The 15393-nt window shown below is 53.4% G+C and carries 16 protein-coding genes; 7 read left to right on the forward strand and 9 right to left on the reverse strand.

Going from position 1 to position 15393, the window contains the following annotated elements; all coding sequences use genetic code 11:
• Positions 1–20: 20 nt before the first annotated feature.
• From ACFOLF_RS06025 to ACFOLF_RS06045, 5 genes are all read right to left on the reverse strand, one after another.
• Entirely contained in the window at positions 21–242 is a 222-nt protein-coding gene (locus ACFOLF_RS06025) for a hypothetical protein (RefSeq protein WP_210042047.1), read from the reverse strand.
• A gap of 112 nt (positions 243–354) precedes the next feature.
• Entirely contained in the window at positions 355–1530 is a 1176-nt protein-coding gene (locus ACFOLF_RS06030; RefSeq protein WP_210042049.1) for an ABC transporter permease, read from the reverse strand.
• Positions 1523–1726, reverse strand: a complete 204-nt coding sequence (locus ACFOLF_RS06035; RefSeq protein WP_379219411.1) for a hypothetical protein — start codon at positions 1724–1726, stop codon at positions 1523–1525. Before ACFOLF_RS06035 ends, ACFOLF_RS06030 begins: the two co-directional genes overlap by 8 nt.
• Positions 1698–2693 (reverse strand): ABC transporter permease, encoded by a 996-nt coding sequence (locus tag ACFOLF_RS06040; RefSeq protein ID WP_379219413.1) that lies wholly within the window; start codon positions 2691–2693, stop codon positions 1698–1700. The genes ACFOLF_RS06035 and ACFOLF_RS06040 overlap by 29 nt, the downstream gene beginning before the upstream one ends.
• A 16-nt stretch (positions 2694–2709) precedes the next feature.
• Positions 2710–3654: an ABC transporter ATP-binding protein gene (locus ACFOLF_RS06045; protein WP_210042060.1), complete on the reverse strand. Its 945-nt coding sequence runs from the start codon at positions 3652–3654 to the stop codon at positions 2710–2712.
• Positions 3655–3834: 180 nt separating this feature from the next.
• Here ACFOLF_RS06045 and ACFOLF_RS06050 point away from each other — a divergent pair, with 180 nt between their 5' ends.
• From ACFOLF_RS06050 to ACFOLF_RS06060, 3 genes are all read left to right on the forward strand, one after another.
• On the forward strand, positions 3835–5001 hold the full coding sequence (locus tag ACFOLF_RS06050; RefSeq protein WP_210042062.1) for a sensor histidine kinase: 1167 nt from the start codon (positions 3835–3837) through the stop codon (positions 4999–5001).
• Positions 4998–5663, forward strand: coding sequence for a response regulator transcription factor (locus ACFOLF_RS06055; RefSeq protein ID WP_210042063.1), 666 nt, complete (start codon positions 4998–5000; stop codon positions 5661–5663). Before ACFOLF_RS06050 ends, ACFOLF_RS06055 begins: the two co-directional genes overlap by 4 nt.
• A 94-nt stretch (positions 5664–5757) precedes the next feature.
• Positions 5758–6381 (forward strand): YktB family protein, encoded by a 624-nt coding sequence (locus ACFOLF_RS06060; protein ID WP_210042301.1) that lies wholly within the window; start codon positions 5758–5760, stop codon positions 6379–6381.
• Between the two features lie 97 nt (positions 6382–6478).
• Here the strand turns inward: ACFOLF_RS06060 and ACFOLF_RS06065 are convergent, their stop codons facing one another.
• Together ACFOLF_RS06065 and ACFOLF_RS06070 are read right to left on the reverse strand one after the other, a co-directional pair.
• Positions 6479–7909, reverse strand: a complete 1431-nt coding sequence (locus ACFOLF_RS06065) for an efflux RND transporter permease subunit (protein ID WP_379114553.1) — start codon at positions 7907–7909, stop codon at positions 6479–6481.
• Positions 7860–8357 (reverse strand): efflux RND transporter permease subunit, encoded by a 498-nt coding sequence (locus tag ACFOLF_RS06070; protein WP_379114551.1) that lies wholly within the window; start codon positions 8355–8357, stop codon positions 7860–7862. Before ACFOLF_RS06070 ends, ACFOLF_RS06065 begins: the two co-directional genes overlap by 50 nt.
• 357 nt (positions 8358–8714) lie before the next feature.
• Between ACFOLF_RS06070 and ACFOLF_RS06075 the strand changes: the two genes are divergently transcribed.
• From ACFOLF_RS06075 to ACFOLF_RS06085, 3 genes are all read left to right on the forward strand, one after another.
• Positions 8715–9470: an ABC transporter ATP-binding protein gene (locus ACFOLF_RS06075; RefSeq protein ID WP_210042065.1), complete on the forward strand. Its 756-nt coding sequence runs from the start codon at positions 8715–8717 to the stop codon at positions 9468–9470.
• A complete protein-coding gene (locus ACFOLF_RS06080) occupies positions 9467–10486 on the forward strand; it encodes an ABC transporter permease (protein WP_210042067.1) in 1020 nt (339 codons plus the stop codon). The genes ACFOLF_RS06075 and ACFOLF_RS06080 overlap by 4 nt, the downstream gene beginning before the upstream one ends.
• An 87-nt stretch (positions 10487–10573) precedes the next feature.
• Positions 10574–11239 carry a TetR/AcrR family transcriptional regulator gene (locus ACFOLF_RS06085; RefSeq protein ID WP_210042069.1) on the forward strand — a complete coding sequence of 222 codons (666 nt, stop codon included), beginning with the start codon at positions 10574–10576 and terminating at the stop codon, positions 11237–11239.
• Positions 11240–11261: 22 nt separating this feature from the next.
• On the opposite strand, the gene ACFOLF_RS06090 is transcribed toward ACFOLF_RS06085, so the two are convergent.
• Both ACFOLF_RS06090 and ACFOLF_RS06095 read right to left on the reverse strand, forming a co-directional pair.
• Positions 11262–12452, reverse strand: a complete 1191-nt coding sequence (locus ACFOLF_RS06090) for an MFS transporter (protein ID WP_210042071.1) — start codon at positions 12450–12452, stop codon at positions 11262–11264.
• A gap of 21 nt (positions 12453–12473) precedes the next feature.
• Positions 12474–13739, reverse strand: coding sequence for an MFS transporter (locus tag ACFOLF_RS06095; protein WP_210042073.1), 1266 nt, complete (start codon positions 13737–13739; stop codon positions 12474–12476).
• Between the two features lie 135 nt (positions 13740–13874).
• Here ACFOLF_RS06095 and ACFOLF_RS06100 point away from each other — a divergent pair, with 135 nt between their 5' ends.
• On the forward strand, positions 13875–15344 hold the full coding sequence (locus ACFOLF_RS06100) for an aminotransferase class I/II-fold pyridoxal phosphate-dependent enzyme (RefSeq protein ID WP_210042075.1): 1470 nt from the start codon (positions 13875–13877) through the stop codon (positions 15342–15344).
• Positions 15345–15393 lie beyond the last annotated feature (49 nt).

Here is a 15393-nt window from a genome sequence, read left to right on the forward strand (position 1 = left end):
AGACAAGAATTGGACACAAACTAGCCATTCACTTTCATGTTCATTACAAAGCTGAAGGCCATCCCGATAAACGCCAGCACCGTTAATACAGCCCATATGGAACGGTTGCGCAAAGCTCCGCGAATGCGCTGCTCGGCCTTCTCCTGGCGCGCCAGGGTAACGGAACGGTGACTGAATAAAAGCAGGATCAAAAAAGCCACAAATAACATATTGACCACAAACCAAATCTGCTGCCACATCATAACGCATATCTCTCCCTTTTCAACAATACGTTTCGAATGTAACGTATTCACAGCGGGAAAGCAACCGGGAGGAGCGGTGAAATAATGGCTATTCCGGGAATTCGGGATCTTTTCAGGCAGCACTCCGGCTGGGCTGCAGAATATAGGCGCCGAAAGCGAGCATCACAGCTGCGAACAGCAGCATAATGCCAAGCGGAAGCAGCGTATCTGTAAGTGTACTGCCGAACGCCATACGGCTAAGCGCCTCCATCGCCCATTTCTGCGGTATGAAATTGGCCAGCTTCTGCATGAAGTCCGGCATTATGCTGATCGGCCAGAAGCATCCTCCCAGCATGCAGGTTGGCGTAACGACAAGATTGTTTAGCTGCGAGAGCTGATCCGTGTTCCGCACAAGACCGGCGACTGCGGTCGCGAGTCCTACAGTGGCAAGCAGAAAACATTCCAGGATGATGAGATGAGGGAAGAATCCGATTCCGTAATCGTATCCGATTATAAACCGGCTGGCTGCCAGTACGATAACAAGCTGAATCGTACCGACAAGCATGCTGCCGATGAAATTGCCGAGCGCGATTTCGTAGCCGCGCAGAGGAGCTGCAAACATGCGCGCCATCGTTCTTTTCTCGCGGTCCTCCATGACGACCTGTACGGATTGGTTGATCGCGAGCATCATAAACATGAGCATAATGCCATTAATAAGCACATTGAAGGGCACTCTGTGCTTCCCTTCGGCGGATTTCAACGGTTCTATCCCGATATGATGATTGTCCCGTTCGCCGAGCAGGCGCTCCAGCACCGGCGCTTTCGATCCTTCACCGGCCAATGCGGCCGCTTGCGTGAATGCTGCTAGTTGTGCTGCCTCTGCGGACAGCTTCTGCTCTATGGCGGCATTCCATGGCTGGACCTCTTTGCGCAGCAGCCTCACCTGAGGCCGTCCGCCTTCTTGAAGCTTCGAGGAAAAATCAGCGGGAACGTATATGCCCAGGTCCGCTTTCCCCTCCTTGACAGCATTGTTAAGCTCATCTTCGCTCTTCCATTCGCCGGAGATCACGTTGAGCGATTGTTCACCTTCTGCAGATGAGCTGCGGGCAGCTTGAACGAGAACATCGCCAAGCGGACCGGTGTCGGCATTCCAAACCGCAACTGCATGCTCGCTATCCTGATGAGAAGACCCGAAGATACCGACAATTCCCGAAAGAACTACCGCCGGAAGCAATACAAGAGAGATAAAGCCTTTGCGGTGACCGATCGTTCTGCGAATCATTGAACCGGCAATAATCAGACTATGCATCCAAGCTCACCACTTTCTTCATTCGTAATAAGGCAATCGTCATCAGAACTGTGGCAATTGCCGCAAGAATCCCGACACCCTTCCAGACGAGCATCCCCGCTTCGCCGTCCATTAACCGGCCTATGGTGACAACAGCCCAATGATTAATCGTGAAGCTGCCGATTCTCTTAATCCCCTCGCCCAGGTCCGCAATCATTCCTCCGCTCAGGAAGGTCATCAGTACCGCCAGAGTTGAAAATATCGATTGGGTCGCCCTCTTGGTCTTTGCAATGGAAGCGATAATGAGACTGAGTCCGACTGCGCAGGCCGAGGTAAGCAGACAGACAACCGCCAATTGACCGAGCCGGCCCCCCCCAGTCGACACCGTACACCAGCCAGGAGAACAAAATAATAATGGCCGATTGAATGGCCGCAAATATTATAATTGAAGTCAACCTTCCCGCAAGGATCAGCCCCCAGCGTTGAGGCATCGAATACAGGCGGCCAAGCGTCCCGCTTTCTTTCTCATCCAGCAGAGAAAGGGCGGCGGACATGCCGGAGTACAGCAAAAACATGATCAGATAGGTGCCCGCATAATATTGAATCGCTGATACTTTACCATACTCAGAGCCTCCGCCTCCCACCAGCCCGGCCGTTACAACCGATTGATCGTGACGGAAAGATTCTGCGGCGGAATGATTCTCTGAAGCTCCGCCATACCCAGTCATAACAATGCCAATGGTTTGAGCGGTTTGGATCGAGCCCAGATAACGGTTCAAAATGGACTCTGCCACCTGATTCTCCAAATCATCAGGCCCAGGGTAGCTCTTCCACTGCGCGTTCCCTCCGGACTGCACAAGCTCGGAGAAATTGGCCGGAATCTCGATCCCGTAATCGGCCCCGCCACCCCTGACCCGATTAAGGAGATCTTCTTCCGTATCCGCAGAGTCGAAGATGGCGTATCCGGAGAGCGCCGGGTCCCCGGTAAAGGTTTGCAGCGCGGCGTTCATTTCACCGTTATCCGCATTGTATATCACAATTTTGACAGGCTTCATTTCACCGCTTAAAGCACTTCCCAGCAGGAAAATAAGCAGCAAGGGCAAAACAAGCATGATAACGACAACGGATTTGTTCCGGATATAACGCAGGAAACCGTAGTATGCGGTATGGAACCAGATTTTCATTTCCTTCCCTCCCTTCTTATGAGCGGTCCCGAAGCGAACGGCCTGTGAGCTGCAGAAACAGCGTCTCCAGATCCGGCTCAATCCGGGTCAGTTTACTCAGGCCAATCCCGTGCTTATGCAAAATAAACAGCAGATCCTGCAGCGCCGTCGCGGACTCCTCAAGCACAACCTGGAGTGTACGCGGCTGGGTTTCCTCGGCTGATTTGATGCGGGGATGCCGGGCGATTTCAGCCATGGCTTCCTCTGTTATCCGGTCCACTTCCAGAATCAGCTGTTCATCCTGGCCCATCTGCCTGCGCAGCTCTTCCTTTGTTCCCGATACGATAAGCCGGCCGCGGTCCATAATGCCGACTCTTGTGCTGATGGCTTCGACCTCTTCCATGTAATGGCTCGTATAAATAATGGTAGAACCCAGTTTATTGAGGGTGCGGACCGACTCCAGAATATGATTGCGGGACTGGGGATCGATCCCCACTGTCGGCTCATCCATAATAATCAGCTTCGGACGGTGCATGATGGCGCAGGCGATATTGAGTCTTCGCTTCATCCCGCCCGAGAATGTGCCCGGCTTGGCTTTGGCCTTATCCTGAAGCCCGACAAACTCAAGAGCTTCGGCTACCCTCTCCCGCAGCAGCTTGCCTCCCAGACCGTACAATCTGGCAAAAAAGGTTACATTCTCGGCAGCTGTCAGAGAATCGTAGATCGCCAGATCCTGCGGTACAAGACCGATCCGCCGTTTGACTTCCAGCGGGGCCTTGCGGACAGAGTAGCCTTCAACCGTAATATCACCGCCATCAACGGACAGAAGTCCCGACAGCATATGGATCGACGTGCTTTTGCCGGCGCCGTTGGGGCCAAGCAGCCCGAAGATTTCACCTTCATGAATGGCAAGCGACAAATGGTTGACAGAAAGCGTCGTATCATATTTCTTAACGACTTCCTTAAAATGGACTAAGCTCATCGTGTATCCCCTCTCCTTTATTCCTCATGGCTTTATTGTAGAGGCTGCTGGCTCAAGGCGCAGGTCAATAAAGTCATGAAACCAAGATGACGAAAGTCATTTTCTTCCGTTCGCCCGGCCTGATTGTGACAAGCCTTATGCTATAATGAAAGAACTGAATATGCCGGAGGCGCTTGTCGAATGTCGCAGCTGCTGCAATGGTTAAGATATTTGTTGCTCTTTGTTCCCGCAATCGTAACCTTGTTGACCGTGCAGGTCGAATCCCCGAGCTGGTTCACCCTATATGTGCTGCTTGGCCTCTTGATGCTGAGAGTCGGGGAGCTCTACCCTGAGGCCGCTAAATGGATGATGGCTGCCGAGCTCATCGGCTTCAGCTTGCTTGCCTACGAGACTCAGGGTCTTATGTTCATGCTTCTGTACTCCAGCTTAATTGCTGTTTTTGTCAAATTCCGCTCGCCTCAGGCAATGTCCTTTGCCGTTGTGCTTGGCGCGGCGCTGCTCGGTATATGCATGCAGCACCGGCCGCTCGAGCTTATCTGGACGGCCTTGATAATGTGGTTTGCAATAGCTGCCGTTCTCCATACCGCCAGCCGGATGGCCGATAAGCGGCAGTATGTGGAATCGCTGTATGACGAGCTCAACCGCAGTCACGAAGAGCTGGAGCAGGCGCGCAGACGCCTGGAGGAATATGGCGCCCAAATCGGACAATATGCGCAGGCCGAGGAACGCAGCCGGATCGCTACGGATATCCACGATGATCTGGGACATCGCCTGATCCGCCAGAAAATGATGATGGAGGCGGCCTTGCAAGTATATGAACAGCAGCCGGAACGGGCGTATACGCTGTTTGGGCAAGTCCGCGATCAGATGGAAGACAGCATGGAGCGGATGCGGCGCACCGTCCGCCGCCTGTCTCCCGCCGATTCCCGGGATATACGGCAATACGCACTGGATCAGCTAATCGCCGATGCGGGCAGAGAGCTGGGAATAACCGTGACCTTTGCCGTAGAGGGTCAGCCGCAGCCGATGTATCCCAGCATGGAATATGTACTGTTCCGCAACGCCCAGGAGGCCATAACGAATGCTGTGCGGCATGGCGCGGCGAGAACCGTGAATGTCAATCTGGATTACAGGCGGCATGAGATCGCATTGACGGTTGTTAATGACGGCATCCTGCCTGAGGAACCGATCACGCAGGGGCTTGGTTTTCGGGGTATGAAGGAGCGTATCGTGATGCTTGGCGGCCGCCTCGACATCTCGACAGCTCCTGCTTTTGCCATAACGACCATACTCCCTCTCTCAGGCGCCGTTCGTCAAACCCTAACAACACGGAGGGATTATCCTTGATAAAAGTGTTGATCGTCGATGACGATCCGTTTATTCGCGAGAGCCTGCAGGTGATTCTCGATCTTGATCCTGAGCTCACTGTTGCCGGTACCTGTCCGGATGGCCATGCTGCCTTCCAGTATGCAGGCGAACATCCCGTTGACGTTGTGTTGATGGACATCCGGATGCCCGTCTGCGACGGTGTGGAGGGAACGCGCAAGCTGAAATCGCTGCCGCTTCCTCCCGCGGTGCTTATCCTGACTACCTTCGATGATGATCAGTATATTATTGAAGCGCTGCGAAGCGGCGCCAATGGGTATCTGCTGAAAAATGTGCCGCCAAGCCGGATCGTTTCCAGCATCAAGACCGTTCATGAAGGCTCCCTGCTGGTGCATCCCGACATCGCCCGCAAGCTTGCCGGTCTTGTCGGCACCGGATCGCTGCCCTCCTCGCAAGCTTCGGAAGAAGCGGAGGCTCTCCGCCAGAAGCAGCTCGCAGACATGGGACTGACACCAGCTGAGCAGCATGTCGTACAACTCATCGCGGAGGGGAAATCCAACAAGGAAATAGCAGCGGTATTGTTTTTTAGCGAGGGTACCGTCAAAAACTATATTTCCGTCATTCTCGGCAAGCTGGAGCTGCGCGACCGCACGCAGATTGCAATATTTTACTTGAAGATGTAACGTGGTAGGGGCAGCAGGTTAAGCCGTGGCTCGTCTTACGGTTGCACTTGAAGCATAAAGAAAGGGACGATGAATCGTGACAGAGCAGCAGATTATGACCTTTGACGGCTTTACAGCCGAAGATTTTGACGTATTCGAAATTCCGGGACTGGAAGCCCGCATGGAGGCGCTAATCGAGCATGTCAGGCCCAAGCTCCATCAGCTCGGCGAACGCCTCTCCCCCGTATTAAGCGGGCTGTGCGGTGAGACGATCTACCCTCATGTGGCCAAGCATGCCAGACGAACCATTAATCCGCCCATTGATACATGGGTCGCATTTGCAGCGAACAAGCGCGGCTACAAGGCCCATCCCCATTTTCAAATCGGCCTGTTCAACTCCCATATATTCGTGCAGTTTGCGATTATTTATGAATCCGACAATAAATCGGTTTTTGCGGAACATGCGCTCAAGCAGCTCGACGATATTATGAAGCATATTCCCGCCGAGTATGTCTGGTCGGGCGATCATATGATTCCCGGAGGCGACAAGCAGGGAGAGCTCGGACGGGACGGCCTGATCAAACTGCTGGAGCGGCTGCGGACGGTTAAAGCATCCGAGGCGCTGTGCGGCATTATCATCGATCGTGAAGATCCTTTGCTGAGGGATGGCGAAGCCTTCATCGATAAAACCATTGAGACCTTCAAGACCGTCCTGCCGCTGTACAAAATGGCGCTTTAACTTGAGCGTGTCGCCATAGAACAATGACAAAACCCCCAAATCACCTTTAGCTGTGATTTGGGGGTTCGTGCTTGTGCCCGTTTTATAGACGTATTGATTATGCTGCCTGCGGGGCCTCTACGCCAACACGCTGGCGCTTTGATTTGCGGTAGAAAAACAATTCATAAATGCACGGAATAATGATGAGCGTCAGCAGCGTCGCAGCCGCCAAGCCGCCGATAACCACGATTGCGAGACTCTGGGAGACGATGCTTCCGCTCTCCGATGAGCCGAATACGAGCGGCAGCATCGCGGAAATCGTTGCGATTGCGGTCATGATGATCGGGCGCATCCGCGTAGCCGCCGCTTCGATAAGCGCTTCGCGAATGGTCATCCGCTCTTCATTTTGCTTCACGCGGTCAATCAGTACGATGGCATTGGTAACGACAATGCCGATCAGCATCAGTACTCCGAACATGGCTGTGAAATCCGGCGTCACATTGGCGACCAGCAACCCGACGACCGCTCCGATTGCCGCCAGAGGCAGCGAGCACATGATGGCGAGCGGCGCACGCAGGGTTTTGAACGTTATGACCATGATCAAATAAACAATCCCGATGGCAATCATCATAATGATGCCCAGATCCACGAAGTCGTCGGATTGATCCGCGGATGCGCCGCCGACCGTGAACTTCACGTTATCCGGGGCTTTCAGCGCATTCACCTTATCGGTGATTGTTTTACCGACGACAGACAGCTGAGCCGGTTCAACATCAGCCGTCACCCGGATGTACAGCTTGCCGTCCTTATGGTAGAACACGCTGGACTGCTCGCTCTTCGTCAGCTCCGCTACCGACGATACCGCAGCAGGTCCTTGAGCGGTCATGATCGTCAGCTTGCTCAAATCCGTTTGTGATTTTGGATCGACCGCCGGCTGCAGGATCACATTGGTTTGACGGTTTTCGATCATTACTGTCCCGAGCGGTATCGGGTTGAGCAGCCCTTGAAGCTGCGAAGCGATCTCCTGTCCTTTGGCTTTGGCCGGATCAAGCTTGAAGGTATAAACCGATTTCTTCTCTTCTTCATTGGACTTGACTTTAATGACGTCTTTGACCGGTTTAATCGCTGCCATAACCTGCCCGGCCCCTTCGGCAATCAATGCCGGATCTTCGCCGGTAATGTCCACCAGAATCTGCGTGGAGCTGCCGCCGCTCATAAAGTCGGAAGCACCCGCGGTCATTTCCGCTCCCTCATACTCGGGCCGCAAGCTCTTGAGATCCTCAATCAGCTTCCCGGCATCCGCGCCTTCCTTCATATCGACCAGATAAGTGACCAGCGTCGGCGAGGAAACATCGCCGTATTGGGCATTCTCCGCGCTGTTCCCGTTGGACATCATGACCCAGTCAATGTCGCTGCGGTCATTCATATAGGCTTCCAGCTTGCGGCCTGCCGTAATGACTTGATCATGCGGCGTTTCGCTTGGATATTCCAGCGTTACATTAACATTCGCCGCATTCGAGGAATCGATGGCTCTGATCCCGCCGGGCATCAGTCATGGCGCCATCGAAGCCGATTGTCACCCAGGATATGGGGATCATCGAGGTGTTGAACTGCACCACGAACGGCTTGCCTACCCGCTCCGGAAGCTGAACGGCGGCAACTGCCTGCTCTACCTCGGTTTTGGCTTCCTTCATATCCGTCTTGGAATCAAAGGACAAATCGATTTTTGAATACCCGTTTCCGGATGAGGAGGTCATACCGCTTTTTCCCTTGATGAACTGCAAGGCATCCTCAAGTTTTCCGGTAACCTGCGTTTCCATCGATTTGGCGTCGTAACCCGGCCCGATCGCCGCGATCGATACCATGGGATTATCCGCCTCCGGCAGAAATTCCATCGGCAGCCGATAATAGCTCACCACCCCCATCGCAAGAGCCATAAGCACGACAAGCTTCATCGCCGCTTTGTTGTTAAACGCCCATTTCGTTATCCACTGCATCTTTCCTAAACCCCTCTCAAAGTTACGGTTCAAGGTGGATCATAGCCCCTAAAAATTTACATGATTCATACACAGATTTAATAGAGCGCTGATGTTGACGGTCTACAATAAATAAAGTCATAAGCAAGGAGGTGAATAATAGATGTACTATGAAGAGGATCGTGTACCGTTCGATGAGCCGGATCAAGTGACCGAGGAGAAAACGAAAGAAAATAAGGACGACAAAGAAGCCATTGTCTAACGGACAGTGCTTTTTTTATTTCTTTCAATAAGAGTGATTACTCACTTTACAAAATTGCCAAACGAGATGTATGATGAATGTGAGTAATCACTCATTTCATTGAAGGAGAGTGTCTTATGACAGTTGAATCCTCTTCCCTTTCCGGCGGCGAGCCTGCAGTGGAGCTGAGCCATGTAATTCGCCGCTTCGGCAAAAAAACTGTGCTTGACGGAATTACAATGACCGTTGAACCCGGCGAGCTGTTCGGCCTGCTCGGCCCGTCAGGCTCCGGCAAGACGACCCTTGTGAAGCTCATTACCGGCATTGACAAAGCAGACGAGGGATCCGTAAGGATGCTCGGGCAGCCTATGCCCAGGCTGTCCATGCTGCAGCGCTTCGGCTACATGGCGCAGTCCGATGCGCTTTATAATGAGCTGACCGCCAGGGAAAATCTCGTCTTCTTCGCGTCGCTGTATGGCCTTCGCGGCACTCACAGGAACAACCGCATTCGGGAAGCGATGACAATCGTCAATCTTCTCGATGATTTGAACAAACCGGTTGCCGCCTATTCCGGCGGGATGAAGCGTCGTTTGTCGCTCGCGATTTCGCTGCTTCACGAGCCTGATCTGCTCGTTCTCGATGAACCGACTGTCGGTATCGATCCCGTGCTGCGGCAATCCATTTGGCAGGAGCTTACCGCTATGCGGGGGCGCGGGACCACGATTATTCTGACTACCCATGTCATGGATGAAGCCGAGAAATGCGACCGTCTCGCACTTATCCGTGATGGGAAGCTAACCGCAGTCGATACGCCTGAAGCGATCAAAAGCAGAACGGGCAGCCAAACTATAGAGCAGGCGTTCATAGCTCTTGGCGGAGGTGCGAAGTCATGAAGATACGCGCGCTTGCCATCCGGATTATCCGCCAGTTTCTGCGGGATAAACGCACGCTGGCCCTGCTTTTCGTTGCGCCGCTGCTTATTCTGGTGCTGATGAAGCTGGTCTTTAACGGCCAGACTGTCCAGCCCCAGCTCGGAACGCTACATATCCCCCAGCAGCTTGCTGCACAGCTTGCGGCTGCGGATGCCCATATAACCGTTTATGAGGATATGGCGTCCGCCGAGTCAGCGCTGGAAGATGGCGAGCTCGATGCCATTCTGAATTGGCAGGAAGGCAAGCCTTCCCTGCGCCTGGAGGGAAGCGACCCTTCCGAGAGCCGGACGGTGCTTTTCCTGCTGCAGCAGGCGGTCCAGACTGCGGACCCTTCACTGCAACCGGCTGTTTCCTATCTGCATGGCAGATCTGATATGTCCTCCTTCGATTCTTTCGGCCCCGTGCTGATCGGCTTCTTCTCCTTCTTCTTTGTTTTTCTGCTGGCCGGTGTATCCTTCCTGCGGGAGAGAACAAGCGGCACCTTGGAAAGGCTGCTTGCCACGCCGATCCGCCGTTCCGAAATTGTCACCGGCTATTTGGCCGGATTCGGATTGTTCACTTTGCTCCAAGCAGCCCTCATCGCCTGGTTCGCCATCGATGTGCTGGGACTGTATATGGACGGTTCCATCTGGCTTGTGCTGCTGATGAATCTGTTGCTGTCGCTGACGGCCCTGACACTCGGCATCCTGTTGTCCTCTTTTGCCGGGAGCGAGTTCCAGATTATTCAGTTTATACCGCTCGTTATTGTGCCGCAGGTGTTCTTCTCCGGCTTGTTCAATCTGGATGCCATGGCTCCCTGGCTGCAAAAGCTGAGCTATATCATGCCGCTCTATTACGGTGCGGACGCGATGCGCGGAATTATGATCCGCGGTGCAGGCTGGTCCGATATTCAGCTTGATGTGTACGTGCTGGTTGGCTTCTCCATTTTGTTTGTCCTGCTGAACGTTCAGGCGCTGCGCAAGCACCGGGCCATTTAACAAACCCGTCCTGCTGTGATATGATCGGACTTGATCATGGAACAGCTGTTCCGACTTCATTTCTGGCTTTGAGGAGTTGTCCGTACGATGAAAGAGACGATGGAGCAATGGTTTGCGGAGCTGGAGAAAAGCGAGGCTGAAGCGGTAAAAATGACCGAGAAGCAGTCCAAAATCCTGCAGGCAGCCATTGAGGTTTTTGCCGAGAAAGGCTTCGCGGCGGCTTCCACGAATGAGATTGCGCAGCGTGCCGGTGTTGCAGAGGGTACGATTTTTCGCCATTACAAGACCAAAAAGGATCTGCTTCTGTCCATTGTCGCTCCGGTTATGACGAAGCTCATCGCCCCTTTTGTGCTGCGCGACTTCAATAAGGTGCTCGATGTGGATTATGACCGGTATGAGCTATTCCTGCGCGCAGTGATCGCCAACCGGATCGAGTTTCTGCGCAACCATATGAATGTGTTCAAAATATTGATTCAGGAAATCCCGTTCCACCCCGAGCTTCAGGAGCAATTCCGCAAAAATATATTGAGCAAGGTGCTTGAGCGGATGAATCTGATCGTGGACAAATTCAAATCCAGGGGACAACTGATGGAAATCCCCAACTTAACGGTGATTCGTCTGACGATGTCCGCGATTATCGGGTATGTCATCACGAGGGCTTATAATGAAAACCGTGAGGATGCGGGCTGGGACGACGAGTTTGAGCGCGAAGAAACCATTTCGTTTATCATTCGGGGACTGAGCATAAAATAAAAAACAAAGACGCTTCTCCGGCCTATACCGGGGGAGCGTCTTTTGCTGGAACATTCTTGGGCTGGGCCATCCGGAACCGCAGCAGAAGCAGCAGTGCCGCGAGAGACAGAAGTCCTCCTGCCAAATAAGGCAGCTTCAGATCAACCGTGAACAGGAAGGCGCCGAACAGTGGCCCGATAATCCGGCCCAGGCTGTCCATGGATGAGCTAAGCCCTGACGCGACACCTTGTCCGACTGTTGTCTTCTGTGTAATCAGCGAGGTTACGCAGGGGCGGATCAATGCGTTGCCGATGCCGAAGATGGCCAGATAGACCGTTGCCGACACCAGGGAATGCGACGTGATCAGCAGCAGAAAGCCGACTGCGGAAATCACCAGACCCGCGGCAATATATTTGGGCTCTTCCCCTTTGCGGATCCGTCTGCGGACCACACCGCCCTGGATGAGCGCCCCGACCAGACCGCATACCAAGAACATGATGCCGACCTGCAGCGGCGTGACATTAAAGCGTTCCATACCGAAAAGCTGCAGAGTCGCCTCAAGTCCCGCAAGCGACAGAGAAACGAGCAGGGCGAGCAGATACAAATATTTCACCGATCCCGTGAAGGCGCTCCAGCGGGAAGGCTTATGTTCGCCGGCAAGAAGCCGCAGATCCGGCGTCAAGGATTCCGGCAGCTTGGTCACCGCGAGCATGAACGTCACCAGAGAAAGACCCGCCGCTGCAAAAAACGGCGTATTATCCGAAACCAGGCTGAGAAGCCCACCCACGCCAGGTCCAATTGTAAACCCAAGGCCGATGGACATGCCCACAAGCCCCATGCCGCGTGTCCGTTGATCCGGAGGCGTAATATCGGCAACATACGCGACAATAACGGATGTCACCGCTCCGGAGAAGATTCCCCCGAGCACCCGGGAAGCATACATAAGCGGCAGGCTGCCGTCCGCGATTCCGAATACGAGGAAGCTGGCCGCGAAGCCCAAGACGCCAATCAGAATGACCGGGCGTCTGCCGATACGGTCGGACATGCCTCCCCAAAGAGGAGATACAAGGAACGACACAGCCGAATAGACTGACAGCATCATGCCCGTGTGGAACTCGACCGACTCCGGGCTGGTTTCCTTAACCAGCTCAGGCAGGACAGGAATAATAATGCCAAAGCCGATGAACGTTGTGATAAGCATAAGCATGACGATTAAGAGTCGTTTGTCCTTCATTCATTAATTCCCTCCACATCATCATCGTACCACAACTTCTGAGCGTCTTGTTATGAACAAATGAAGAACAAAAAGCAGCAGCATCACGATCCCGCTCAGTAAAAATGGAGAATGCGGACCCAGCTTATCCCACAGCTTCCCGGACATAATGCTGCCAAACACCATCCCCAGGCCTTCGATGGTGAGGAAGAAGCCCCAAACCGCGCCGCGCTCCGATTTGGGTATGGCCTGCGCAATAAGCGTATTCCAGGCTGGAATAATAAAGGCATAGCCCGCCCCCACAAAGGCCACGATAATCAAAACAAGAGGAAGCATCCGTGTATATCCGAGAGTTGGCAGCGAGATCGCCGCCGTTATAAATCCGACATGCAGAAACCATTTGGTCCCGAAGCGGTCGACCCATTTGCCGACCGGAATCAGCCCCAGCACGGTTACAGCCCCGCCTGCGATGAGGTACAGGCTGTACTGCTGCGGGGTCAGATGCAGCACAGTCCGGGCATACAGCGTCAGGATCGGGGTGAGCAGCCCCAGCGCAAAATTTTGCATAAACATGGCGGGATACAGCAGCTTGCTTGCATGCAGGGAACTGCGCACCTTGGCGAGGTAACGTCTTGTTCTATCCGCCATGCCCAGCAATTGCTTCTCCTTTAATTCCGCTGTTGCCTCTGGAGCGGCCCTTCCTTCAATTTCATGCGATTTGCGTCTGCCCGGCAGGAACAGTGCGACGACGACGACAACGCTCATCATCCCGATCAGCAGCCTGAAGGCGGGATGAAACGAATGCGCGATGAAGAAATTGATGACAATCGGTCCGCAGCCAACTCCAGTCAGCCATGCCATGTATACCACACTCATAATCGTTCCGCTTGCTTCATTTCCGGCTACAGCCGTTGCTCCGGTTATTACACAGGGCCACAGCGGAGACGTTCCGATGCCGAGCAGCAGGCAGGCCAATATAATCCAGAATACATGACCGCTGGACAAAGATATAATAGCGACAGAGATAAAGGTCAGCAATACGCCAAACAGCATTACATAACGATAGCCGATTCGATCGATGATCCAGCCCAGAGGACTACGGAATGCATTGTCTCCTATGTATTGCAGGGCCAGCGCCCAGCCGACCGCATAGACCGACAAGCCAAGAACTGTACCCATGTAGACGGGCAGGATCGACACCAGCAGTGCGCCCTTCACGAATTCGACAAGGTACATGATAATAAGCAGCTGAACGACAAACGGCGATTTGAGCACCTTTTTGCCCGCCCATGATTTCGCGATTTCCATGGTGTTTCCCCTTCCCGGCTTCAGCAGTCCATTACCCTTTCGGATTTCCCGAAAAACATGCTTGCAATCCCCTCTGTTTTTGCTATACTCAACCTTGTTTGTACGATACCTGACGAAAGGGTGGAATGAAAGTACATGAATCATACTCGGACACCGCTGTTCAGCGCACTGCGCAGTCATGCGGCTCAAAACCCTGTTCAATTCCACATTCCCGGACATAAAAAGGGCCTTGGAAGCGACCCCGAATTCCGGGCATTTATTGGCGATAATGCGTTATCCATCGATCTTATAAATATTGCGCCGCTCGATGATCTGCATCAGCCGACCGGAGTTATTGAAGAAGCGCAAATTCTCGCTGCCGATGCTTTCGGAGCCGATTATACCTTTTTTTCGGTACAAGGAACAAGCGGCGCCATTATGACGATGATTTTATCCGTTTGCGCCCCAGGCGACAAAATCATCGTGCCGCGCAATGTGCACAAGTCGATTATGTCGGCCATCATATTTGCCGGCGCACGGCCCGTATTTATCTCTCCTGCCCGTGATGCGAACCTCGGGATCGACCACGGGATTACGACAAGCGCTGTCAAACGGGCGCTTGAGCGCCATCCGGATTCCAAAGCGGTACTCGTTATTAACCCGACTTATTACGGCATATGCGCAGATCTTCAGGAAATTGTCGAGCTCGTCCACCGCTATGACATTCCTGTGCTGGTCGATGAAGCGCATGGCGTCCTGATTCATTTTAATGAGAAGCTCCCGATGTCGGCGATGCAGGCAGGCGCGGATATGGCGGCGACAAGCGTGCATAAGCTGGGCGGCTCCATGACTCAGAGCTCTGTCCTGAATGTGCGCAAGGGCCGGATCAATCCGCAGCGGGTTCAGACCATAATCAGTATGCTGACAACCACATCAACTTCCTATATTCTGCTCGCTTCCCTGGACACATCAAGACGCCATCTGGCGCTCAATGGCCATGAGATTGCCGAGAAGGCGGTCGGTCTGGCTCAGTTCGCGCGCGAAGAGATCAACCGCATGGATGGGCTGTACTGCTTAGGCAGCGAAATTCTTGGCGGAGAAGCGACCTTCGACTACGATCCGACCAAGCTGACCATTCACGTCAGGCATCTGGGCATTACCGGATATGAAACAGAGAACTGGCTGCGCGAGCATTATAACCTTGAAGTTGAATTAAGCGATATGTATAACATCCTTGCCCTTGTAACGCCAGGAGATACACAGGAATCGATCGATATCCTGATAACTGCTCTTCGGGATTTGGCTCAATCTCATTATCAGCTGAACGAAGCCAAGGAGCTGGTAGTCAAAATACCTGAGATTCCCCAGCTCTCGCTTACTCCGCGCGATGCGTTCTATGCGCAGACGGAAGTGATCCCGTTCAAGGAATCGGCAGGGCGTATTATTGCCGAATTTATCTATGTTTATCCGCCAGGCATTCCAATTCTGCTCCCGGGCGAGGTCATCTCCCAGCCGAATATTGACTATATTATCGATCACGTCGAGGTTGGACTTCCTGTCAAGGGACCGGAGGATCGCAGCATCGAATTCGTGAAGGTAATTGTCGAGGAAACCGCGATTTCGTAGCCCAGACTCAAAAGACCGCTTACCCGACGTCATCGTCGATGGGAAGCGG

The sequence above is a fragment of the Paenibacillus sepulcri genome, from assembly GCF_042647105.1.
In the GTDB taxonomy this organism is placed as follows: Bacteria; Bacillota; Bacilli; order Paenibacillales; family Paenibacillaceae; genus Paenibacillus_Z; species Paenibacillus_Z sepulcri.